The organism is Halorussus aquaticus (assembly GCF_024218795.1).
Classification (GTDB): Archaea; Halobacteriota; Halobacteria; order Halobacteriales; family Haladaptataceae; genus Halorussus; species Halorussus aquaticus.
This window is the reverse complement of sequence record NZ_CP100400.1, coordinates 1,982,082-2,002,485: the sequence shown is the minus strand read 5'-3', so window position 1 is coordinate 2,002,485 and position 20,404 is coordinate 1,982,082. Positions and strand designations below refer to the sequence as shown.

Here is a 20,404-nt window from a genome sequence, read left to right as displayed (position 1 = left end):
GGAGAACTATTCTCCCCTCCTGTGTTCTGGCGAACATGAAAACGCCCTCCATCTCCAGACGCGCTCTCCTCGGCGCGACGGGGGTCGGTGCGGTCGCCACGCTCGGACTGTCGGCGCGGAAACGCGGTCCCGACTCGATTTCGACCCGCGAGCGCAGTCCGGGTTGGCCCCTTCTCCACCACGACACGCGAAACACCGGTTACAACCCCCACGCGACCGGCCCCGAGAGCGACCCGGACGTTCGCTGGCGGGTCGAACGGTTCGACCCCGAAGGCCGGTTCCGCGGCTATCTGAACTTCCCGACGCCGGTCGTTTCCGGCGATACGGTCTTCGTCGGCGGCCGGTCGCTCTCGGCGCTCCGAGTCGGCGACGGCCGCGAGCGCTGGTCGGTCGAGGGCGGAGACGGCGAAACGTTCCACGGTACCGCGTTCGCCGACGACACCGTCTTCGCGACGACACAGTACCCGGAGACGTCGGGCGTTACCGCGGTAACGTCGGCCGGTGAGCGACGGTGGCGCAAGACGGGATTGCACCGGATTCAAACGCCGCTGGTCGCCGGAATAGCGGTCTACGTGCCCGGAGACGACCGTCTCGTGGCGCTCGACAGGTCGTCGGGGGCCGAACGCTGGACTGCGGAAACTGGCTCACGTCCCACCGGCCACCCCGCAGTGACGGACGACGCGCTCTACACGGCGGAGGGGTGGGACGGACTGGCCGCCCGCGACCGCCGCAACGCCTTCTACGAGATTCCGCTCCAGACACCGCCCCGCGTTCGGTGGCGGTACGACCCCGACGAGCGGGCGTACCCCGCACCGGCGGTCGGCGACCGAGGGCGGGTGTTCGTCCCGGAGACCGAGGAGTGGTACCCCAATCGCGACGAGGGACCGGGGAAACTCGCCGCGTTCGACCCCGACGGGTCGCGTCGCTGGACCGAGTCCGGCGGGACGTTCGGCACCTCCCCGGTGGTCGCCGACGGAACGGTCTTCTACAAGTGCGGCACGAACACCGAAACGAAGGACATGGGCGAGTACGTCGAGAGCCACTCGGACGCCCGGATTACGGCTCACGATCCTGCCGACGGAACCGCTCGCTGGACTCGCACCGTCGAGAGCTTCGGCGACTGGCAGATCGCGCCCGTCTCCGACGGCCACCGCCTCTACGTCCCGCTTCACGACGACGTGGACGAGCGAAGCGCGCTGGTCGCGCTAAACGTCGAAACCGGGACGACGGAGTGGCGACGAACACTGGAGTCGCCAGCGTATCACCTCGCACTGGCGGGCGGGACGTTGTTCGTCAGCACGGAGGCCGGGACAGTGTTCGCGCTAGAATAGCTGGTTGGGGCCGACAGAGTTACCCGGAGACCGACACGTCTACCTCGTCGCGCTCGACGGACAGTTTGAACGTCGGCACGGTCCGGTAGACGACTTCGACGACGCCTTTCCGCCGAAGCGCCTGCAGTGCGCTCCGTACGTCCTCGGCCTCGGGGTCCACGTCGTACTCCGCGCGCAGTTTCTGGAGGACCGACACCACGCTCTCGGACTCGTCGTCCGGCCCGGCGACGACCGAGAACACCTGCTGTTGGAGTTCGGGCACGCGGATGGCCGACGGCGCGCCCGACTCCTCGTCGTCCACGACGCCGGGTTCCACGTCCACGAGGTCGGCGGCCTCGTTGGTGGCGCGGATGAGGCTGTTGTCGTCGCGGTAGTAGTAGTCCTTGAGTTCGTTTTCGAGATACTGGTGGACCTCGCTCCCGCTTTCGAGACCCCAACGCTCCTGCAGTTCGGCGTTCTTGGTCGGCTGTAGCTCCACGAGGTCGGCGAGTCGCTCGCGGGCCTCATCCGAGAGAGTCATCGGTCGGCGCTACGGCGGGGTGATATTTCCGCTTTCCGGAAGTGAGAACGAGTCGGTGTGGTCGCTCGTGACTGGACTCGACTTCGTGGAGAGCGAACAGGAGCGAAAGCTAGCGACTGGGGCGAACAATCGTTACGATAGCTGGTGTCAGCGTTCGGCGATTACGAGGAAGAACCACAGCATCGCGAAACCGCAGGAGGATTCGCGCGGCCCGAGAGACCGAATCGAGCGCAGGAACGACCCAGTTCAGACGTTCAACTGGAACCGCACCGTGTCGCCGTTCTCCAGCGAACTGCCGGTCGAAAGCGTCTCGGTCGAGTCGAACGTCTCACGGACCACCACGGTGTCCGAGCGCAGGCGCTGACCGTCGAGGACCCCGGCGCGGACCTGCGGGCCGTACTGCTCCGCGAGTTCGTCCACCACGTCGGCGACCGTCGCGTCGTCCGGGACCGCGACGCGCGCCTCGTGGGTGCCGGTGCGCGCGACGAGGGTACCGGTGAGTTTGATAGTGACGTTCATACCACCTACTGCGGACCGCATCGACTAAAAGTTTACTCACACGCGAAAAAGTAGTGCCGAGATGCCACCGCTTAAGGACGGCGCTCACGACGTGTCGCGTATGGCGACTCACACATCCGACTCCGCGGAGACGTCCGACGACGGTAACGCACCCAGTCCCGGCGCGAGCGACCCCCTCGGTATCCACGGGGTCGTTCCGCCGACCGTCACGGCGTTCGACGCGGACGAGTCGGTCGATTACGACGCGACGGCCGCCCACGCGCGATTCGTCGTGGACCGCGGCGCGCACGGCGTCTTCCCGCTCGGGACCAACGGCGAGTTCCCGCTGTTGACGCCCGACGAACGAGACGGCGTCGTCGAAGCGGTAGTCGAGGAAATCGGCGACGACGCGCCGGTCATCGCGGGAGTCGGCGCGCCGAGTACCCGCCAGACCGTCGCCCACGCCGAGCACGCCGAGCGCGTTGGCGCGGACGGCGTAGTCGTCGTCACGCCGTACTACTATCCGCTTGACCACGAGGCCGCGGTCTCTCACTACCGAGCGGTCGCCGAGGCGGTGGACCTGCCGGTGTACGTCTACCACATCCCCAGCAAGACCGGGAACTCACTGTCGCTGGACACGCTCGACGCGCTCGCAGATATCGAGAATCTGGTCGGACTCAAAGACTCCAGCAAGGACGTGCCGTGGCTCGGACAGGCCATCGACGCCCACCCCGAGATGACGTTCCTCGCCGGGTCCGACTCGCTGCTGTTCCCCGGACTGGAAGTCGGCTGTTCGGGCATGGTGAGCGCCGTCGCCAACGCCTTCCCGGAACTGGTCGTCGAACTCTACGAGGCCTACGACGACGGCGACGAGGAACGGGCCCGCGAGTTGCAGAGCGAGGTGTACGACGTGCGCTCGGCGCTCAAGCGCGGTCCCTACATGGCCGGTGTCAAGACCGCACTCGACGTGCGGGACCTCGACTTCGACGTCGGTTCGCTCCGGAGTCCGCTCCGGACGATGGACGACGAGGACCGCGAGGCGCTCCGGAGCGACCTCTCGGAACTGGGCCTGCTCTGAGCGGTCGAGTCGCTCCGCGCGCGGCTTCCGTTTTTTCTCGGTCGCTCGACGCGTTCTCTTTCGCTGGGTCGCGTTCGTTCCCGCTCCGTTCCGACAGTTCCGTTCTGTCCTCCGTAAACGGTCGGAAGTTTTAATGCCGCTCTCGCGCTAATCGAGGGCATACGACGGTCCTCGTCGGGGCGGCACGGCGACTGCCGCCGCGTCGGGAGTGGGACTGCTCGCACCGACCCCGACAGCCGCGACTGTCGCCCCTCCACAGCCATGAATCTCGCCACACCTGCCCTCAACAAGCGGACGGTACTCGGCGGACAGTTCTGCGCGTTCGGGGTGTTGACCCTCGAGGTCGTCCTGCTCGCCCTGTTGATGGTCGCCGTGGGCGCGTACCTCGTCTTCGAACCGACCCTCTCGTCAGTCCGCAACGGCAGACCCTCCAGATTTTTACTATAGGGGGAGTAATCGCTTCGCATGGTACGAAACTACGAGTCGCTTCACGACCCGAACGCCGAGTACACGATGCGGGACCTCTCGGCGGAGACGATGGAGTGCGACGGAACGCGTGGGGAGGGTCGCGACGTAGAGATTACGGACGTACAGACGACGATGGTAGACGGTAACTTCCCGTGGACGCTCGTCCGAATCTACACCGACGCGGGCGTCGTGGGGACCGGTGAGGCCTACTGGGGTGCGGGCGTCCCGGAACTCATCGAGCGGATGAAACCCTTCGTCGTCGGCGAGAACCCCCTCGACATCGACCGCCTCTACGAGCATCTGATCCAGAAGATGTCGGGCGAGGGGTCCATCGAGGGCGTGACCGTGACCGCCATCTCGGGCATCGAAGTCGCGCTCCACGACCTCGCGGGCAAGATTCTGAACGTACCGGCGTATCAGCTTCTCGGCGGCAAGTACCGCGACGAGGTACGGGTCTACTGTGACTGTCACGCGGGCGAGGAGGCCGACCCCGAGAGCAACGCCGACGAGGCCGAGCGCGTGGTCGAGGAACTGGGCTACGACGCGCTGAAGTTCGACCTCGACGTGCCCTCGGGCCACGAAAAGGACCGCGCGAACCGCCACCTCCGGAACCCCGAGATTCAGCACAAGGTGGACATCGTGGAGGCCGTCACCGAGCGCGTCGGCGACCGGGCCGACGTGGCGTTCGACTGCCACTGGACGTTCTCGGCGGGCAGCGCCAAGCGCCTCGCCAGCGCGCTCGAAGAGTACGACATCTGGTGGCTCGAAGACCCCGTCCCGCCGGAGAACCACGACGTGCAGAAGAACGTCACTCACTCCACGACTACGCCCATCGCGGCGGGCGAGAACGTCTACCGCAAGCACGGCCAGCGCCGCCTCATCGAGGAGCAGGCCGTGGACCTCATCGCGCCCGACATGCCCAAGACCGGCGGGATGCGCGAGACCCGGAAGATAGCGGACATGGCCGACACCTACTACATCCCGGTCGCGATGCACAACGTCTCCTCGCCCGTGGCGACGATGGCCTCCGCGCACGTGGGCGCGGCCATCCCGAACTCGCTGGCGGTCGAGTACCACAGCTACCAGCTCGGCTGGTGGGAGGACCTCGTGGAAGAGGACGTCATCGAGGACGGCCACATCGAGATTCCCGAGAAGCCCGGTCTCGGCGTGACCCTCGACATGGACGTCGTCGAGGAGAACATGGTCGAGGGCGAGACGCTGTTCGACGAAGCCTAGCTTCGTCGGACTCGTGAGGCTTTGCCTCACGGCCTTCGACGAGGCGTAACGTCGTCGCGCTCGTGCGGCCGTACTTCACGACGCCCGGCGAGGCGTGGCGTCGTCCGGTTCGAGCGTCCTGATTTTCCGCGTGTAGCACTCGGTAGCGTGACGGTCTCGGACGTGCGATGAGTCACGCGAAGGTCCTGAACTCGTGACAGCGGTCGGTCGGACGGACACCGCAGCGAAACCCGAGACCACCGGACCGCCGGGTACCCCGGCCGGAAGCGACCCCTCGGTCCCCGAGACGGCCACCGCGGCGGTTACGCCGCCAAGCAGTCTCTCGGCGATGGAGGACAGGACGGGAGTCGGCCGGACCGACCCGCCACGGGAGACGCTCCGGCGCGTCGGACACCTCCGGGTCGAACGGCGTTCGTCGGCAAAAGTACGAGCCGCGTCTCCGGACCTACTCGAAGTCGGGGTCCCGGTCGTCGAGGAACGCCGCCATCCCCTCGCGCTGGTCGTGGGTGCCGAACAGTCCGCTCCAGAGGCGGCGTTCGTAACGCAGGCCCGCCTCCTGACTGGTCTCGTGGGCCTGATTCAGCGCCTCCTTGGCGGCCGCTAGCGCGTAGGTCGGCTTGGCCGCCAGTTCGGCCGCGAGTTCGCCGACGTGGTCGTCGAGTTGGTCGGCGGCGACGACTTCGCCGACGAGTCCGTGTTCGTCGGCGTCCTGCGCGTCGATGCGCTCGCCGAAGAAGACGAGGCGGCGCGCGAGTTCGTCGCCGACGAGGCGCGGGAGACGCTGAGTGCCGCCCCACCCGGGGATGATTCCGAGGTCGATTTCGGTCTGGCCGATGACCGCGTCCTCGCTGGCGACCCGGAGGTCGCAGGCCAGCGCGAGTTCGCACCCGCCGCCGAAGGCGTAGCCGTTGATGGCCGCCACGACGGGCGCGGGGAACCGCTCGATTTTGTCGGCGACCCGGTGGCCCAACTCGGCGTAGGCCTGCGCCTCGGGCGTCGAGAGGTCCTGCATGTAGCTGATGTCCGCCCCCGCGACGAAGGCGTCGTCGCCCGCGCCGGTGAGGACGAGCGCGCCCGTGCCCTCGCTCTTGGCCACGTCGAGCGCCTCGTCGATTGCTTCGAGCGTCTCGACGTTGAGCGCGTTGAGTCGGTCGGGACGGTCCACCGTCAGGGTCGTCACTTCGCCGTCGGAGTCGAGGCTGATGGTCTCCCAGTCGGACATATCGGCACCGACGACGCCGCGCGGAATAATCCTTCCGAGACACGAGCGGTTCGCTGACACGTTCGCGGCTTCGTTTCTCACCGGCTACGTCTGCGGTTCTCTCGGCTACGTCCAGCGGTTACGCTCGCCCGACGAGCGGTAGAACGTCCCGACGAGAGAGCGGACGAAATATCGCGAGACGGAGACGCGACGGCGAGACGACTCACCCCAGATTCGCCAGTCGGTTCAGCGCGAAGATGATCCGGAACACGTCCCCGGCCTTCCCGCGGTCGAAGACCAACTCGTCGGTCCGGATGACGTGGTCCAGCACGTCGCGCGAGGCGTGTTCGGGGGCGGCCGCGATGCCCGCGTCGTTCTCGGCGACCCACTTCATCACCCTGAGGTCGCTCTTGCTGTCGCCGAGGACGGCCGCGAAGGGGTCGTCGATGCCCAGCACCTCGAAGGCGGTCTCGACACCCACGACCTTGTTGAGTTCGAGGCTCCCGATTTCGGCCGCGTCGGCCTCGTAGTAGGCCACGTCGATGCGCTCGAAGGTGTCGCGTATCGGCTCCGGAACGTCGTCGGAACTGCAGTCTGGCGTCGCGCCCTCGCTTTCGAGGACGCCCCTGATTTCGGGGTCCTGCTCGGCGTAGTAGGCCCGCGCCCAGTCGCTCGCTCGCTCGGCGTTCTCGTCCGCGTCCTCGGAATCACCGCCGACCTCCTCCACGACGGCGTCGCCGAGCAGGTCGAGTTCGTAGACCAGCGCGCGGTCGATGACCTCGCGGGCGTCGTCGCTCCCCGTTTCGAAGTTGGGCTTGAGCGTGACGTTGAACTCGTTGCCCTGCAGGTGACACCCCCGGCGCAGGTCCTCGGGCGCGTCCGAGAGGACCCGCGAGCGAACCGCGTCGAAGATGGCCCGCACGTCCGCGTCGAGGTCGTCGTAGAGCAGTCGCTTGGTGTCCGCGCCGTGGCCCGGCGTGAACACGCCCGTCCCGGCCTCGTAGACGATGGAGAGGTCGCCTGAATGGACGAGTTCGTTGCCGAGTCCCTGAATCAGGAATCCCTTGACGTTCTCGAGCGTCTGGCCCGTGCAGACCACGATGGGCGTCCCGGCCTCGTGAAACTCGGTCAGGAGGTGGAGTGTCTCGCGGGGAATCTCGTTGTCGGTGCCGCCCGCCGAGCGCAGGGTCTCGTCCACGTCGAGGACGAGGACGTTCACGCCGCGGTCGTACTTGGCGTGGAGGTCGAGCGCGGTGAACGCCTGGTCGCGGGACGCGCGCGCGGCGAGTTCCGAGAACGTCTCACCAGCCGCGGGGAACGCCGCCCGAATCTCGGCCTTGCGGTCGGCGAGGTCGTCGCCGACTTCCTGCCAGTGTTCGAGAGTGACCCGCGAGTCAACGGGGGGAAACAGGTCCACGAAGTCCTGTAAGGCCCGGAGCGTCGCGGCGTCGAACTCGTCGTAGAGTCGATAGAGTTGGTCGTACCGCTCCATGCCGGAACTGGGTCGCTCTCTGGGATAAAGGTCGGGGTCGGGGCGAACGTTGGCGGTCGAGCCACTCGCTGTCAGGCGTTTCTCGGTCTCTCAGACGATTCGCTCGCCGCGAGGCGTTCCACCTCGGTCCGGAGGTCGTCGTAGTAGCTCTCCCGGTGGAACCACAGGTAGGCTACGGCAACACCGAGGGCGACGGCGACCGCCGGTCTCGCGAGAACCAGCCACGTCAGCGCTGTCAGCGCGACCGCCGCAGCCAACTCGACGGCCTTCCCGGCTCGACTGAGGCGGAACCGGAGCAGTCGAATCTCGAGGTCGGGCGGCGAGAGCCACTGGACGACGAGAACGAGTCCGGCGACGAGTACCGACGAGAAGAGCAAGAGGTGAACCGGGTCGCTCAAATCGGTGCGTAATCGGAGGAGTGCGAGGGCGTAGGCGACGGAAGCGGCCCCTGCGAACGCGTCCCACTCAGAAACACTGGACATCGAATCGTGTTTCTCGAACGATACGCTCCTTGTTAACGGTTCGTCCGGTCGAACGGAGTCTCCTGCTCACCGAGTGCGGGCGGCGACTCGCGGTCAGGTCTCCTTCTCGATTCGCCAGTAGACGTACCGTTCGAGAAACGGCGGGAAGTTGTCGTGCCCGCACGTCGGACACTCGTACTCGACGCCGTCCTCGATACCGTCCGGGAACACGTACCCGCAGTCGTTGTCGCACTCGTTCCCGCCGAACGCGACGGCGAAGACCTCTCGGAGGTCGGTGACGTGGTGGGATTCGAGGTGCGCTTTCGCCTGCTCCTTCACGACGGCGGCGGTCGCGGCGTCGACCGTCACGTCGCAGAACGCGCAGTCGAACCGGAACTCGTCCATCAGGACTCCTCCAATTCGTCGACGACGATGGTCTCGTCGTCTCCGACCTGAACTCGATATCCTTCGTACTCGAACTCGACGCGTCCACCGGCGTCGCGTGTCGTCCCGTCGTGGAGAGAGGCGAATACAGCGTCTAACGCTTCCAAGTCGACGACCTCGTACAGCGGCGGATGCAGTTCGGCGGGAGTCGTGCCCTCTCGTCGGGCCAGTTTCTCGACCAGTCGCTCGCTGATAGCGTCAACCTCGCTCCCGAACATACAGTTCGTGTATAGTCGAACAGAAACGGATAAAAATGGTGATGAGGTGCTACTATGTCCGGAGAGAGCAACATAACTGCGATACTGACAACGCCAAGCCTGCGATAATAGCAGTGGTGACGGTCCCTCGAGGGTTCGTCAATCGCCTTCGTCGTCCGTGACCGCCGAGACGCCGAAGTGATTGAAGGGTTGGTGGAGTTGTGCTTTCAGGATGTCCGACCGCACGATTTCCAGTCCCATCTCGCGGAGCGAGTCCGCGACTTCGGTCAGTTGGTCGGTGTCAGTTCCGACCGCCTCGACGTGGAGGTTCTCGGTCCCGGCGAGCAGTTCGCGCACCGCGATGACGCCTTCCTGTTCGAGAACGTCCTGCCCGAAGTTCTCCGGTTCGTCGGGTGCCGTGCAGGTGAACAGCACGCGGAGTTGGAACCCGGCCTTCTCGTAGTCGAGTTTCGGGATGTAGCGCTCGATGACGCCCTCGTCCTCCATGCGGGCCAGTCGATTCCGCACGGTGCTGGCGGCGATGTCCAACTCCCCTGCCATCTCGGTGCTGGTGCTGTTGCGCGCGTCCTGTTGGAGATGGTAGAGAATCCCCTTGTCTACCTCGTCGAGTTCGTAGGTATCCATACTCGACGATAGTATCCACTCGGATAAAAGACCGTTTCTGTCGCCGTCTCGTCTGCCGATTCAGTCCGACCTCCAGCGAACTGTCGAACCGCGAAACGAAACCGTCGGCGAGTACCGAGTCGCCGCGTTGTTTGGTCCCCGACGGGGTATCCGCCGAAACTTAGTCCCCCGCCCACCGAGAGACGGGTATGATCGGGAAACTCGACCCCGAAGTTCTCGCGCGCGTCCTCTCGCGGACGGGCGCACGCGACGACTCGGTAGTGATGGGACCACAGTACGGCGAGGACGCCGCGGCGATGCGGGTCGGCGACCGACTGCTCGTCGCCAGTTCCGACCCCCTCTCGCTGGCGGAGGAGCGCCTCGGCACGCTCGCGGTCCACGTGGCGTGCAACGACGTGGCCGCGTCCGGGGCCGACCCCCGGTGGTTGACCAACGTGCTGTTCCTGCCCGACGACGACCCCGACACGCTGGACGCGCTGACGACCCAGATGGACGACGAGGCCCGCGAGTTGGGCGTCGCCATCGTCGGCGGCCACTCCGAGTACACCCCTGCACTGGAGCGCCCGATGGCGTCGATGACCGCGATGGGACTGGCCGACGAGTTCGTCCCGACCGGCGGCGCGCGACCCGGCGACCGCGTCCTGCTCACGAAAGGGGCGGGAATCGAGGGGACCGCGGTGCTGGCGACCGACTTCCGGGACGAACTCGACTTCTCCGCTGACCTGCTCGGACGCGCAGAGGGCTTCTTCGACGAGATAAGCGTCGTGCCGGAGGCCCGCGTCCTCAGAGAGTCGGCCACCGCGATGCACGACCCCACCGAGGGCGGACTGGTCAACGGCATGGTCGAGATGGCGAGCGCCTCGGGCGTCCGCCTCGACATCGACCGGAGCGCGGTCCCGGTGCGCGAGGAGACCACCGAACTCTGCGCGGCGATGGGCGTCGACCCGCTCCGGATATTCGGGTCCGGCGCGCTGCTGGCCACCGTTCCGGCGGCCGAGTGCGACGACGCCCTCGCGGCGCTCGACGCCGAGGGCGTCCCGGCCAGCGAAATCGGCGTCGTGGACGAGTCCGACGACCCCGGCGTCGCCATCGACGGCGAACTCGTCCGCGAGGCGATACGCGACGACCTCTACGACCTCTGGGAGTAGTGCGAACGAGCGGTGGCCTATCTGTCGGGCGAGTGTGGGAGAGGGGATATTCTGGGAAAAGCGGAAAGTCGGAGTGAAGGGAGAAGTGAGAGTCCGCACGCCACATCTCTCCGCAGAGGTTTACTCGGTATAGAATAAATCTTTTGTCCCTCCCGCCACTACCCCCTGCTATGGAAGCAGTTGTCATCCGACGGGGCGAGAACTCGCCGACAGTCGCCGACGTACCGCGACCGGACCCCGAACCGGGCGAGGTGCTGGTCCGGACGCTCCGGGTCGGCGTCGACGGGACCGACCGAGAGGTCATCGCGGGGAGTCACGGCGGGTTTCCGGACGGCGAGGACCACCTGATTATGGGCCACGAGGCGGTCGGCGTGGTCGAAGAAGCCGACGACACCGTCTTCGAGGAGGGCGACGTAGTCGTTCCGACCGTCAGGCGACCGCCCGCCGAGGGGTCGAACGAGTACTTCGAGCGCGGCGAACCCGACATGGCCCCGCCCGAAGCGTGCGTCGAGCGCGGCATCGACGGCGCGCACGGGTTCATGTCGGAGTACTTCACGAGTCCGGCCGAGAATCTCGTTCCGGTGCCCGACGACCTCGCGGAGTGGGGCTTTCTGGTGGAACCCATCAGCATCTCCGAGAAGGCCATCGAACACGCCGCCGCCTCGCGGTCGGCGTTCGACTGGGACCCCGATGCGGATCTCGTCCTCGGCAACGGCAGTCTCGGTCTGCTCACCCTCGCCATGCTGGAAGCGGAGGGCTACGAGCGGACGTACTGCCTCGGTCGGCGCGACCGACCGGACCCCACTATCGACATCATCGAGGAGTTGGGCGGGACATACGTCGATTCTCGCGAGACGCCGGTGTCACGGATCGCCGAGGTCCACGAACCGATGGACTTCGTCTACGAGGCCACCGGCTACGCGAAACACGCCTTCGAGGCCATCGAGGCGCTCGCGCCCGGCGGAGTCGGAGCGTTGCTCGGCGTGCCGGAACCGTGGGAGTTCGAAATCGACGGCGGGCGACTCCACAAGGAGTTCGTGATGAACAACAAGGCGCTGGTCGGCAGCGTCAACTCGAACGTCTCGCACTTCGAGTCCGCGGTCCGGACGCTCGGGGACCTCCCGGCGTGGTTCCTCGACGACCTCGTGACGGGTGTCCACGACCTCGACGACTACGAGGCCGCATTTGCGGATGACGAAACGACAATAAAGACCGCGCTCCAATTTAGCCAGATATGAAGAACGTAGACGACCTCATCGAGAGCGCGGCACAACTCGCCGAGCAGGGACTATCGAAGGGCGAAATCGCCGACGAACTCAACGTGTCGCGCGAGACTGCGAGCTGGTTGGTCGAACGGAGCGGCACGGGCGCGCCGACCACCGCGACCCAGACGGAACCCTCGGGCGGTCCCCACGACATCCACGTGGACTGGTCGGCGCTCGGCCGTGACAGCAACCGCCTCCACCACGCCGGGGCCGCGATGGCCGACCTCATGGCGAAGCAGGGCGAGGAAGTGGACCTCACCATCGGCATCGAGAAGGCGGGTGCGCCGCTGGCCACGTCGGTCGCGCGCGAACTCGATACCGACCTCGGGACCTACGCCCCGAGCAAGCACCAGTGGGAGGAGGGCGACATCGAGGACCTCGGCGGGACGTTCTCCCGGAACTTCGCCCAGATTCGGGACCGCGAGTGCTACGTCGTGGACGACACCATCACCAGCGGGACGACGATGGGCGAGACCGTCGAGGCCATCCGCGAAGAGGGCGGCACGCCGGTCGCCTGCGTCGTCCTCGTGGACAAACAGGGCGTCGAGGAGATTCAGGGCGTGCCGGTCCACTCGCTCATCAACGTGGTCCGCGTCGGCAACGACGAGTAGCACAACTTCTTTGCGCACGGGGGGCGTATCGGACGGTATGACCTTTCAGCCGGAAAGTGACCTAACCGAAGAAGAGGTGCGAGAGCACGTCGATTCGACCATCGCCGACAACGAGGTCGTCCTGTTCATGAAGGGAAACGAACTGATGCCCCAATGTGGCTACTCCCAGAAGGCGCTGGAACTCCTCCAGCAGCACCGCGACGACTACGAGACGGTGGACGTGCTGGACGCGCTCCCCGAGTTCCGGGCCGCGCTGGAAGACCACAGCGGGTGGGAGACCATCCCGCAGACGTTCGTGGACGGCGAGTTCGTCGGCGGAAGCGACGTGCTGGCCGAACTAGACGAACGCGGCGAACTCGCCGACGAGTTGTCGGCTTGAGTACTTATTTCGACGGACAGACCGAGGACCAAAAGAGTAGCCCATATATGTTCGGACCACCTATACTGCCGTGTACCGTGTCGTCAGCCGGGAACCTGCATGTAAATTACAAATGACGGGGCAAGTATATCGACTTCATTCGACGCTCGAACTGCCGCTAGAGAACGTTTACGACTACTTCGAGGAGGACCCTGACCTACCCCCGAAAATCTCCAGCGTCGATATCACCCGGCGCAAGAACACGCTCATCATCAGCGCGGTCGCCGACGACGACAGTATCAGCAAGTACACGCCGACCGCGCAACTGAAGGCCTCCATCTCGGAGACCCGCGTCTACACCGAGGAAGAGCAGAAGCGACGCGAGGGGCCGCGGTGGGGCGACGACGCCGAGGAACTGGACGAGGAGGAGGACGACGAACCGATGGGCGAACTCATCGAGGTGGCCGCGTTCAAGGGCGACCGCGAGACCGTCCTCCAGAACACGGCGGTCCAGTATCCGATGTTCCTCGTCCTCTGTGACATCGCTCGGTTGGCCGAGAAAGGGACGCTGACGGCCATCACCGAGGTGGACGGCGAACTGCAGGCGACCCGCATCGTGGACGGCGAGGACCGACCTGCGTCCATCGAAGTCGTCGAGGGACCGAACTCCTCGAACTCCGGGTCCAGCGGAGTCGATTGGCGCGACAACGAGTTCATCTGAACCGACCGCTTTCTTCGTCGGGTGTCCTCGTTCGCTTCGTTCACTGGGGGCACCGCTCTCTGCTCACGGCGCGCGCGAGCAGTCGGTTCGCTGTCGGCGGAAGATTTCGGCCGAGCGCGACGCATCGTGCGTGGTTTTACCGTGCGACTCCGTCTCACCAACGACGGTCTGAAATCGCGGTAACGGAGACCTTCGAGCGAGTGGGGTCGACCTGTGCGATTGGAGAGCCGAAAAGCACTTTAGGGACGTAATTAGATGTAATTACGAACGATGCCCGAAGACTTCCCAGACTACGTCGACGTAGACTACAGTGACGGCGAAGGCGAGGAACCCGAGGACTACGCCTCGATGGAGCACAAGATAGAGAAGGCCATCGAAGTGACCCGCGAGGGACTCGAACAGTACGAGAACCCCGCCGTGATGTGGACCGGCGGGAAGGACTCGACGCTCACGCTGTACTTCATCAAAGAGGTCGCCGAGAAGTACGACCTCCCCACCCCGACCGCGGTCTTCATCGACCACTTCCAGCACTTCGACGAGATTCACGACTTCGTCTCCAAGTGGGAAGACGAGTGGGACCTCGACGTCGTCTACGCGAGCAACGACGACGTGGGCGACTACGCCGAGGAGAACGACCTCTCGCCGGGCGACGACATCCCCATCGACGCCCTGAACGACCACAACCAGCACCACGTCCGCGAGATTCTGGAGTACGAGGAGGACACGTTCCCGTTCCTGCTCGACACCTACGTCGGCAACCACCTGCTGAAGACCGTCGCGCTCAACGAGACCATCGAGGAACTCGACATCGACGGCATCATCTCCGGCGTCCGCTGGGACGAGCAGGAGGCCCGCGCCGACGAGACGTTCTTCTCGCCGCGCCACGACCCCGACATCTACCCGCCCCACGACCGCGTCCAGCCGATTCTCCAGTTCGACGAGCGCGCGGTCTGGGACGCATTCTGGCACTTCGTCGTCCCGGACACCGTCGAGGAGTACCCCGACGACGGCTACGTCCCGCAGTCCGACGACGACCTGCCGAACGGTCTCACGCAGGACGACATCCCGGTCAGTCCCAAGTACTTCGCCGGGTTCCGCTCGCTCGGCAGCGAGGTCAGCACCGAGAAGTCCGACGAAGAACCTGCGTGGCTGCAGGACCTCGAAGACACGACCGAGCGCGCGGGCCGCGCCCAGGACAAGGAGGACCTGATGGAGCGCCTGCGCGACCTCGGCTACATGTAGGAACGGCCGTTTACTGCACTCGGAAATTCGCTCCCGGCGAATTTCCTCGCCGGTAAACGCTCGGTCCAAAACTGTCGCCACGCCCTCACTCACGCACGCCCGTCGCGTGAGTTCGGGGGATTTCGGTCTGCTCACTCCCGTCGCTCGCGGTCGTCCGCTGGTACGCGACTGGGTAAGGGATGGCCGACCGCAGGAGTGAGTCGGGCCGTCGTTTCTCCGCTGTTTTTCTCGCCGATAGCTACCGCGTCGCTCGGTACTCGCCGTGCTTGACGCCGAGGAGGAGCGCGATCAGGCCGAACACCAGCATCGAGGGCGTCACCATCATCAACACGGTACTCGTGGCCATGAATCCCATTCCGACGAGCGCGGCCGTCCCGGCGGCGACGATTCCCAGCAATATCGCGGCGGTCACGGGCAAATTAAACTCCATACGCGAACGTCGGGACGAGAGGAGGAAAAACGTTGCTCTACTCCCCTTTCGGACGAACCACGTCGGCCAGCGTCACCAGCAGGCCGAGGACCCACCCCGTCGGCACCGAGAGACCGAACCACATCGCCACGTAGTTCGCGCCTTCGAGCGTGAACTGTTCGCGGAGGAACGTGTTGATACCCCACAGGTCGAGAGGGTTGTCCAGCAACCAGACCGCGAGCGTGTAGCTCTTCGGGAAGATGACCGCCGAGAGGGTCGGCGAGTAGAGCGCCGCGACCACCGGCGGCAGGAAGATGGCGGTCATCGCGGACGGGTAGGCGAGCAGAACCGTGGTGAAGCGGCCGCCGCGGGTGCCCGTGACGTACGCGAACGCCGCCGCGACGGTCGCCACGCCGCCCGCGGCACCGACCGCGAGGAAGCCGTCGGTCGAGAAGCGCAGTCGGGCGAGCGCGGTCAGGCCGCCCCAGACCAGCAGCGACAGCAGGACCACGCCGACGACGCCGAGTCGGGTCGCGGTCCCGTCTATCTTCCGAGTGTAGTACCGGGCCGCGAACCCGAACAGAGTGAGGGGGTAGAGGAGCGCGACGACCGCCGTCCCGACCGCGCTCCACGCTCGGTACGCGACCTTCCCGGAGGTGGAAGTCGGTTCCCACTTGCCGAGGACGCCGCTCTGGTTCCCGCGCTGGCGCGGGAAGAACAGCGCCATCCAACTCTCGTGGAGTCGTCGCAGGTCGTATCGAATCGCGCCGAGGAGACCGGTACTTCGTGTTCCGCCGTGCATCTGCATTTTAATACGTTACGGCTAATATGAAGCTTCGGGGTCGAGTCGAAGAGTGAAGTCGTCCTGACGTTTGGGTTCTGTCCGCTCACCGCGGTCTCGAATCGGATTGCATCAGAAAACCGAAGGTCCGGAAGTTCGCCGACGATGGTATCCGTCTCAGCGGACACTCGTCCGTCGAGACCACGGATTCAGCGCCCAAAATACCGGTTGCTCGGCGACGGTTCGCCCACCGGAGCGGACACCGACTACCGATTCCGGGCGCGCTCGGACCGGTCCCTCCGTCGCGTCTCCTCGGCGTTTCGTGCGTTTGGACTGTCCGCTCCGTTGGTTCCCATCACGTCGCCGAGTCGGCGTTCGAACTCCTCGCGAGAGAGTTCACCGGCGGCGTAGCGACGTTTCAGGACCGCCTCGGGCGCGTCGGCGTCCGCCCACGACTCGGTCGCACCGTCGGGGTACGCCGACGCGGACTCCACGTTTCCGATGAGCGAGAGGTACACCGGCCAGAGGGAGACAACACCGACCAAGAGCGCGGGGACGCTGACGACGACTCCGAACAGTCCTGCGACGAAGGCGGCGAACGTGGCACCGATGCCCACCATCTCGATACCGCCGAAGAACAGGAAGGGAGCGAGGGAGAGGGCGGTCCCGCCGAGCAGGGTTCGGCCGAGCGCACCGTCGGGCGTGTAGTGTTCGACGAGTCGGTGGAGAGCGCGGAAGGTGGAGGTGTCGGCGGACTGGTCCATCGTCCGTCTACTCGGACACCTATCAGTAAAAAATTTTGTTCGGCGAGCGAGAACGAGAGTCCCGACCGGGCGGCCGGTCACCGACTCAGTTCCACGGGCCGAAGTCGGGGTCCACTCGCCGGTCGCGCTCCTCGATGCTCTCTATCTTCTCGACGTCCTCGGCGTCGAGTTCGAGGTCGAGCGCGCCCCAGTTGTCGCGGATGTGGTCCTCGCTGGAGGCCTTCGGAATCGCGGCCACGCCGTCGCGCTGGAGGAGCCACGCGAGGCTGACCTGCGCCGCGGAGGCGTCGTGCTTCTCGGCGACGTCCTGAATCTCGGGCACGTCGAACACCTTCCCGCGGGCCAGCGGCGAGTAGGCCACGAGGTTCACGTCGTTCTCTTGGCCGTACTCGACCAGTTCGTCCTGCGGGAGCAGCGGATGCATCTCGACCTGATTGGCGAACACCGGCGCGTCCAGAATCTCCTGCGCCTCGTCCAGATGTCGCGGTTCGAAGTTCGAGACGCCGACGTTCTCTACGAGACCGTCGTCGTGGAGTTGGTCGAACGCCGGGAGCGTGTCCTCGGGGTCGTACTCGTTGGCAGGCCAGTGGACGTACAGCAGGTCCACGTAGTCCACGCCGAGCTCGTCGAGGCTCTCCTTCGCGGTGTGAATCACGTCGTCGTACGAGAGGTTGCTCGTCCAGATTTTCGTCGCGAGGAACACGTCGTCGCGGTCTACGTCGGCGTCGGCGATGCCCTGTCCGACGTACTCCTCGTTGTCGTAGGCCTGCGCGGTGTCGATGTGGCGGTACCCCATTTCGAGCGCCTGTCGGACGCTCTCGGCGCACGTGTCGTCGTCGGTGTTCTCCCACGTTCCCAGTCCGAGTCGCGGCATGCCGTCGAGTGACTGCGCGTCGCTGTGTTCTTCACGTTGAGCCATAACGATTGTACGTTGTGCGACCGCGCCGAAAGTGGTTTCGGCGTCGGAAATCTCTGTGGGACGGTCGCCGCCGCTCGGCGAAGCTTGCCGGAAGCGAAGAAAAGCCTTTTAACCCACTCCCCGTATGTGGTCTGATAGCAAGGGCAGGCCCATGATAGACATCACGATGGACGTGGAGCAGTACGACTGCCCGTTTATCGACACCACCGACGACCACGGCGTCGGGTTCTCGGCCATCCAGTGGGACTTCGACCGGGCGGACCGCCAACTGGAGACGCGACTGATGGTCGAGGGCGAGGACCGCGCCGAACTCACCGCCGGTCTCGGTGCCCTGCGCGACCACGAGAACATGCACGACTACGCCCTGCTCACCCGCCGGGACAACGTCGCGCACATCCGGACGGTCATCGGCGAGACCGACGCGATGGCCGCGATTCGCCAGAACGGCGGCTACATCACCGGCCCGTTCCACATCGAGGAGGGGAGCGAAATCTGGCACGTCGGGTTCGACGACATCGAGTGCGAGGACACGACGCTGGCGGAACTCGAACGCGACAACGAGTTCGACGTCCTCGAACGAGACAACACCGAACTGCCCGACCTGCAGGGGTTCGTGCAGAACGCGGGGGCGGCGATGACGCTCATCGAGGGCTGTCGCGACCTCTCGGACGTCGAGCGCGAGACGCTGGAAACCGCCGTGAGCGACGGCTACTTCGAGAGTCCGCGCGGAGCGACGCTCGGCCATCTGGCCGACGAGTTCGACGTGTCCAAACCCGCGGTGTCGAAGAACCTCCGGCGCGGCCAGCAGAAGATGATAGAGCGCGTCGTGGAGGCCCTCGACGAACTGGAGTAATTATACGAAGCGGCGGTTATTGGAACAACTTTAGCCTCTCAGGAACGGGGTCCTTGGTTACGTAACCCCGTGTTGCGAGGTTATCAAGAACCACGGAGACAATGTAACCTAACATTGCGACCAGCGATAAGTAGAGTCCCCATCGAAATATCTGAGCACCGGCCTTTTGTCCAAGTCCTAGGGTACCACCTACAAGTCCGCCAATTCCTAGTAGCACAAGCCCAAAGGCTACCATCACTCCAAGTTGGCTGAAATATGTAGTTCGAGTCCAGAAGTTCTGCGGACGGTAGTATGGAAGGCGTTTAGATGCAATTTCCTCAGCGGTATCCTCTGGAACTGAACTTATCTCAACTTCGTCCCAGTCAATGGAATCATCAAGCAATTCACTATATCGCGTTGTTCCGCCTTCATCATCCGTACGCGGGTACCAGTAAACATTGATGTCGCCATCGTTGAACTTGCACAGTTCATTAGATTGCACTAATCTTTCTAAATTGTTACTTACAGTGTCTGGCTCTACATTTGGAAATTCTTGTGCAACGACCCTTCTTGTTACTGCTGGAACGTCTTTATTCCGCTCTTTGAGAACCTCTTTGAGTTCTTTTGGATCAATTTTCCTTGCGGGATGGGAACTATCAAAATCGCCAGACATCGCTAAATTCTGCTGTGGAATATTCTGTGCAGAGTAATATAATTAGGGGTGTAAACTGTAATCTGAATTTAGTCCGATACCAATCTAACGAGACGATATAGATGCCACAACCTAAAGCAATAGACCGTCGGAAGTTCCTATCAATTGCTATAGCTTGTAGTTCATCAGCTGGTTGTCTTGAAACCAGTGTTGAACAACAAGGTGCCATTGACCAGTCTGACATTACAATCCCGACACAGAATTCAACAGAAATAACTGCAAAAAACGCAACCAAAGATGGTAATAGTGGACTGGAAATATCCACTAATGATTCGGTTACTGATGGAGAAGTAATCGCCGAAATTCCAGTGTCTGTTTCAAATGTGTCTAAGAGTACAATATACGCCGAAATAGACGTGGACAAGATGGATGATGATGCGGAGGTAGAAATAAGATTCCAATCTGGAGAATCGGGATTCCGTAGTGTCTACATTGGAAACGAATACAAGAACAAGGAGAAAGGAGTGATAGCCACTAAAACTGGCTCTGGTCATAGACTTGAAATACCGTTTCAGAAGCTACCAAGTTCGGCAAACGGACAAACCGGTCAAATTTCGGTTTTGAATCAAATCCAGTTGGTGATCCGTGATGGGGACTTTCAGTGTACCATCTGGGATCTGAGGTTCATATTTGAGGATAAGACAATCGCTATTCTCTAAAACGGGAATCGCGGATTAAGGCTAACCTCTAAAGGCCGATTTAGAATGTCCCGTTGAAGATTAGGTCATTAGCCGCCACCACAAGTTACAAATTTGAATAGGACACGTTGGCGGTTCAGTTGGCCGTCAAGGTGATTCCTCTCTGGGATGGTCGGTAGAAGGTTGGACGGACTACCGGGACTTAGTTGATAGATAGAATACTTTTTGTGACGTGACTAGAACTACGGAAACGATGCCACGAGTAGAACGAACTGACGGGCCGAACCTCTCCTGTGACGCCTTCGAGGAGGGCCGCGAAGGGCTGATACTCAAGGACAACCACGGCCGAAACGTCGGCTGGATTCCGTTCGAGAAGGTCGAGCAGGTGCTTCCGAAGAGCGGGTGAAAGTACCGTTCTCGGACGGTAGGTAAC

The 20,404-nt window shown here is 63.9% G+C and carries 26 protein-coding genes; 13 read left to right on the top strand and 13 right to left on the bottom strand.

The window, feature by feature from the left end; genetic code table 11:
• Positions 1 to 35 precede the first annotated feature (35 nt).
• Positions 36 to 1,331: a PQQ-binding-like beta-propeller repeat protein gene (locus NGM06_RS10335; RefSeq protein WP_254266883.1), complete on the top strand. Its 1,296-nt coding sequence runs from the start codon at positions 36 to 38 to the stop codon at positions 1,329 to 1,331.
• Positions 1,332 to 1,350: 19 nt separating this feature from the next.
• Here the strand turns inward: NGM06_RS10335 and NGM06_RS10330 are convergent, their stop codons facing one another.
• A complete protein-coding gene (locus NGM06_RS10330; RefSeq protein WP_163522077.1) occupies positions 1,351 to 1,851 on the bottom strand; it encodes a DUF5797 family protein in 501 nt (166 codons plus the stop codon).
• Between the two features lie 246 nt (positions 1,852 to 2,097).
• Positions 2,098 to 2,370, bottom strand: coding sequence for a MoaD/ThiS family protein (locus tag NGM06_RS10325; protein WP_254266882.1), 273 nt, complete (start codon positions 2,368 to 2,370; stop codon positions 2,098 to 2,100).
• Positions 2,371 to 2,470: 100 nt separating this feature from the next.
• Here NGM06_RS10325 and NGM06_RS10320 point away from each other — a divergent pair, with 100 nt between their 5' ends.
• From NGM06_RS10320 to NGM06_RS10310, 3 genes are all read left to right on the top strand, one after another.
• Positions 2,471 to 3,427 (top strand): dihydrodipicolinate synthase family protein, encoded by a 957-nt coding sequence (locus NGM06_RS10320; RefSeq protein WP_254266881.1) that lies wholly within the window; start codon positions 2,471 to 2,473, stop codon positions 3,425 to 3,427.
• A gap of 261 nt (positions 3,428 to 3,688) precedes the next feature.
• Positions 3,689 to 3,874: a hypothetical protein gene (locus tag NGM06_RS10315; RefSeq protein WP_254266880.1), complete on the top strand. Its 186-nt coding sequence runs from the start codon at positions 3,689 to 3,691 to the stop codon at positions 3,872 to 3,874.
• Between the two features lie 18 nt (positions 3,875 to 3,892).
• Entirely contained in the window at positions 3,893 to 5,131 is a 1,239-nt protein-coding gene (locus NGM06_RS10310; RefSeq protein ID WP_254266879.1) for a mandelate racemase/muconate lactonizing enzyme family protein, read from the top strand.
• Between the two features lie 445 nt (positions 5,132 to 5,576).
• Here NGM06_RS10310 and NGM06_RS10305 read toward each other — a convergent pair whose 3' ends face one another.
• From NGM06_RS10305 to NGM06_RS10280, 6 genes are all read right to left on the bottom strand, one after another.
• A complete protein-coding gene (locus NGM06_RS10305) occupies positions 5,577 to 6,353 on the bottom strand; it encodes an enoyl-CoA hydratase/isomerase family protein (protein ID WP_254266878.1) in 777 nt (258 codons plus the stop codon).
• A 202-nt stretch (positions 6,354 to 6,555) separates the two neighbouring features.
• Entirely contained in the window at positions 6,556 to 7,824 is a 1,269-nt protein-coding gene (locus tag NGM06_RS10300) for an HAD family hydrolase (RefSeq protein ID WP_254266877.1), read from the bottom strand.
• A gap of 71 nt (positions 7,825 to 7,895) precedes the next feature.
• A complete protein-coding gene (locus tag NGM06_RS10295; RefSeq protein ID WP_254266876.1) occupies positions 7,896 to 8,306 on the bottom strand; it encodes a hypothetical protein in 411 nt (136 codons plus the stop codon).
• Positions 8,307 to 8,399: 93 nt separating this feature from the next.
• Positions 8,400 to 8,690: a hypothetical protein gene (locus tag NGM06_RS10290; protein WP_254266875.1), complete on the bottom strand. Its 291-nt coding sequence runs from the start codon at positions 8,688 to 8,690 to the stop codon at positions 8,400 to 8,402.
• Positions 8,690 to 8,947, bottom strand: coding sequence for a HalOD1 output domain-containing protein (locus NGM06_RS10285; protein ID WP_254266874.1), 258 nt, complete (start codon positions 8,945 to 8,947; stop codon positions 8,690 to 8,692). The genes NGM06_RS10290 and NGM06_RS10285 overlap by 1 nt, the downstream gene beginning before the upstream one ends.
• Positions 8,948 to 9,085: 138 nt before the next feature.
• Positions 9,086 to 9,571 carry an Lrp/AsnC family transcriptional regulator gene (locus NGM06_RS10280; RefSeq protein ID WP_254266873.1) on the bottom strand — a complete coding sequence of 162 codons (486 nt, stop codon included), beginning with the start codon at positions 9,569 to 9,571 and terminating at the stop codon, positions 9,086 to 9,088.
• A gap of 188 nt (positions 9,572 to 9,759) precedes the next feature.
• On the opposite strand from NGM06_RS10280, the gene NGM06_RS10275 reads away from it, so the two are divergent.
• The 6 genes from NGM06_RS10275 to NGM06_RS10250 all read left to right on the top strand — a co-directional run bounded on the left by NGM06_RS10275 (position 9,760) and on the right by NGM06_RS10250 (position 14,916).
• Complete coding sequence (locus NGM06_RS10275; RefSeq protein WP_254266872.1) at positions 9,760 to 10,719, top strand: AIR synthase family protein; 960 nt, start codon at positions 9,760 to 9,762, stop codon at positions 10,717 to 10,719.
• Between the two features lie 170 nt (positions 10,720 to 10,889).
• Entirely contained in the window at positions 10,890 to 11,957 is a 1,068-nt protein-coding gene (locus NGM06_RS10270; protein ID WP_254266871.1) for a glucose 1-dehydrogenase, read from the top strand.
• Positions 11,954 to 12,595, top strand: a complete 642-nt coding sequence (gene gfcR, locus NGM06_RS10265) for a transcriptional regulator GfcR (RefSeq protein WP_254266870.1) — start codon at positions 11,954 to 11,956, stop codon at positions 12,593 to 12,595. The genes NGM06_RS10270 and gfcR overlap by 4 nt, the downstream gene beginning before the upstream one ends.
• A 37-nt stretch (positions 12,596 to 12,632) precedes the next feature.
• Positions 12,633 to 12,974, top strand: coding sequence for a glutaredoxin family protein (locus NGM06_RS10260; protein WP_254266869.1), 342 nt, complete (start codon positions 12,633 to 12,635; stop codon positions 12,972 to 12,974).
• Positions 12,975 to 13,086: 112 nt separating this feature from the next.
• A complete protein-coding gene (locus NGM06_RS10255) occupies positions 13,087 to 13,674 on the top strand; it encodes a DUF7110 family protein (protein WP_254266868.1) in 588 nt (195 codons plus the stop codon).
• A 270-nt stretch (positions 13,675 to 13,944) separates the two neighbouring features.
• Entirely contained in the window at positions 13,945 to 14,916 is a 972-nt protein-coding gene (locus NGM06_RS10250; RefSeq protein WP_254266867.1) for a phosphoadenosine phosphosulfate reductase family protein, read from the top strand.
• 238 nt (positions 14,917 to 15,154) lie between these two features.
• Here NGM06_RS10250 and NGM06_RS10245 read toward each other — a convergent pair whose 3' ends face one another.
• The 4 genes from NGM06_RS10245 to NGM06_RS10230 all read right to left on the bottom strand — a co-directional run bounded on the left by NGM06_RS10245 (position 15,155) and on the right by NGM06_RS10230 (position 17,789).
• A complete protein-coding gene (locus NGM06_RS10245) occupies positions 15,155 to 15,346 on the bottom strand; it encodes a DUF7333 family protein (RefSeq protein ID WP_254266866.1) in 192 nt (63 codons plus the stop codon).
• 37 nt (positions 15,347 to 15,383) lie between these two features.
• Complete coding sequence (locus NGM06_RS10240; protein WP_254266865.1) at positions 15,384 to 16,127, bottom strand: hypothetical protein; 744 nt, start codon at positions 16,125 to 16,127, stop codon at positions 15,384 to 15,386.
• Between the two features lie 245 nt (positions 16,128 to 16,372).
• On the bottom strand, positions 16,373 to 16,870 hold the full coding sequence (locus NGM06_RS10235) for an SHOCT domain-containing protein (protein ID WP_254266864.1): 498 nt from the start codon (positions 16,868 to 16,870) through the stop codon (positions 16,373 to 16,375).
• 85 nt (positions 16,871 to 16,955) lie between these two features.
• The gene (locus NGM06_RS10230; RefSeq protein WP_368410434.1) at positions 16,956 to 17,789 is read right to left on the bottom strand and encodes an aldo/keto reductase; all 834 of its coding nucleotides are present in this window, start codon (positions 17,787 to 17,789) and stop codon (positions 16,956 to 16,958) included.
• Between the two features lie 151 nt (positions 17,790 to 17,940).
• On the opposite strand from NGM06_RS10230, the gene NGM06_RS10225 reads away from it, so the two are divergent.
• Positions 17,941 to 18,642, top strand: a complete 702-nt coding sequence (locus tag NGM06_RS10225) for a helix-turn-helix domain-containing protein (RefSeq protein WP_254270017.1) — start codon at positions 17,941 to 17,943, stop codon at positions 18,640 to 18,642.
• A 16-nt stretch (positions 18,643 to 18,658) separates the two neighbouring features.
• Here the strand turns inward: NGM06_RS10225 and NGM06_RS10220 are convergent, their stop codons facing one another.
• Positions 18,659 to 19,294, bottom strand: a complete 636-nt coding sequence (locus NGM06_RS10220; protein WP_254266863.1) for a hypothetical protein — start codon at positions 19,292 to 19,294, stop codon at positions 18,659 to 18,661.
• Between the two features lie 101 nt (positions 19,295 to 19,395).
• Here NGM06_RS10220 and NGM06_RS10215 point away from each other — a divergent pair, with 101 nt between their 5' ends.
• Positions 19,396 to 19,992 (top strand): hypothetical protein, encoded by a 597-nt coding sequence (locus tag NGM06_RS10215; RefSeq protein WP_254266862.1) that lies wholly within the window; start codon positions 19,396 to 19,398, stop codon positions 19,990 to 19,992.
• A gap of 232 nt (positions 19,993 to 20,224) precedes the next feature.
• On the top strand, positions 20,225 to 20,377 hold the full coding sequence (locus NGM06_RS10210; RefSeq protein ID WP_254266861.1) for a hypothetical protein: 153 nt from the start codon (positions 20,225 to 20,227) through the stop codon (positions 20,375 to 20,377).
• Positions 20,378 to 20,404 lie beyond the last annotated feature (27 nt).

Excerpts from the sequence above, each read along its gene's own strand:
- NGM06_RS10285 (WP_254266874.1), bottom strand. The coding sequence starts at position 8,947 with ATGTTCGGGAGCGAGGTTGACGCTATCAGCGAGCGACTGGTCGAGAAA.
- NGM06_RS10210 (WP_254266861.1), top strand. The coding sequence starts at position 20,225 with ATGCCACGAGTAGAACGAACTGACGGGCCGAACCTCTCCTGTGACGCC.
- NGM06_RS10250 (WP_254266867.1), top strand. The coding sequence starts at position 13,945 with ATGCCCGAAGACTTCCCAGACTACGTCGACGTAGACTACAGTGACGGC.
- NGM06_RS10220 (WP_254266863.1), bottom strand. The coding sequence starts at position 19,294 with ATGTCTGGCGATTTTGATAGTTCCCATCCCGCAAGGAAAATTGATCCA.
- NGM06_RS10275 (WP_254266872.1), top strand. The coding sequence starts at position 9,760 with ATGATCGGGAAACTCGACCCCGAAGTTCTCGCGCGCGTCCTCTCGCGG.
- NGM06_RS10310 (WP_254266879.1), top strand. The coding sequence starts at position 3,893 with ATGGTACGAAACTACGAGTCGCTTCACGACCCGAACGCCGAGTACACG.
- NGM06_RS10245 (WP_254266866.1), bottom strand. The coding sequence starts at position 15,346 with ATGGAGTTTAATTTGCCCGTGACCGCCGCGATATTGCTGGGAATCGTC.
- NGM06_RS10230 (WP_368410434.1), bottom strand. The coding sequence starts at position 17,789 with ATGGCTCAACGTGAAGAACACAGCGACGCGCAGTCACTCGACGGCATG.
- NGM06_RS10255 (WP_254266868.1), top strand. The coding sequence starts at position 13,087 with ATGACGGGGCAAGTATATCGACTTCATTCGACGCTCGAACTGCCGCTA.
- NGM06_RS10320 (WP_254266881.1), top strand. The coding sequence starts at position 2,471 with ATGGCGACTCACACATCCGACTCCGCGGAGACGTCCGACGACGGTAAC.
- gfcR (WP_254266870.1), top strand. The coding sequence starts at position 11,954 with ATGAAGAACGTAGACGACCTCATCGAGAGCGCGGCACAACTCGCCGAG.
- NGM06_RS10300 (WP_254266877.1), bottom strand. The coding sequence starts at position 7,824 with ATGGAGCGGTACGACCAACTCTATCGACTCTACGACGAGTTCGACGCC.
- NGM06_RS10235 (WP_254266864.1), bottom strand. The coding sequence starts at position 16,870 with ATGGACCAGTCCGCCGACACCTCCACCTTCCGCGCTCTCCACCGACTC.
- NGM06_RS10240 (WP_254266865.1), bottom strand. The coding sequence starts at position 16,127 with ATGCACGGCGGAACACGAAGTACCGGTCTCCTCGGCGCGATTCGATAC.
- NGM06_RS10305 (WP_254266878.1), bottom strand. The coding sequence starts at position 6,353 with ATGTCCGACTGGGAGACCATCAGCCTCGACTCCGACGGCGAAGTGACG.
- NGM06_RS10290 (WP_254266875.1), bottom strand. The coding sequence starts at position 8,690 with ATGGACGAGTTCCGGTTCGACTGCGCGTTCTGCGACGTGACGGTCGAC.
- NGM06_RS10260 (WP_254266869.1), top strand. The coding sequence starts at position 12,633 with ATGACCTTTCAGCCGGAAAGTGACCTAACCGAAGAAGAGGTGCGAGAG.
- NGM06_RS10330 (WP_163522077.1), bottom strand. The coding sequence starts at position 1,851 with ATGACTCTCTCGGATGAGGCCCGCGAGCGACTCGCCGACCTCGTGGAG.
- NGM06_RS10215 (WP_254266862.1), top strand. The coding sequence starts at position 19,396 with ATGCCACAACCTAAAGCAATAGACCGTCGGAAGTTCCTATCAATTGCT.
- NGM06_RS10315 (WP_254266880.1), top strand. The coding sequence starts at position 3,689 with ATGAATCTCGCCACACCTGCCCTCAACAAGCGGACGGTACTCGGCGGA.
- NGM06_RS10225 (WP_254270017.1), top strand. The coding sequence starts at position 17,941 with ATGATAGACATCACGATGGACGTGGAGCAGTACGACTGCCCGTTTATC.
- NGM06_RS10270 (WP_254266871.1), top strand. The coding sequence starts at position 10,890 with ATGGAAGCAGTTGTCATCCGACGGGGCGAGAACTCGCCGACAGTCGCC.
- NGM06_RS10335 (WP_254266883.1), top strand. The coding sequence starts at position 36 with ATGAAAACGCCCTCCATCTCCAGACGCGCTCTCCTCGGCGCGACGGGG.
- NGM06_RS10295 (WP_254266876.1), bottom strand. The coding sequence starts at position 8,306 with ATGTCCAGTGTTTCTGAGTGGGACGCGTTCGCAGGGGCCGCTTCCGTC.
- NGM06_RS10325 (WP_254266882.1), bottom strand. The coding sequence starts at position 2,370 with ATGAACGTCACTATCAAACTCACCGGTACCCTCGTCGCGCGCACCGGC.
- NGM06_RS10280 (WP_254266873.1), bottom strand. The coding sequence starts at position 9,571 with ATGGATACCTACGAACTCGACGAGGTAGACAAGGGGATTCTCTACCAT.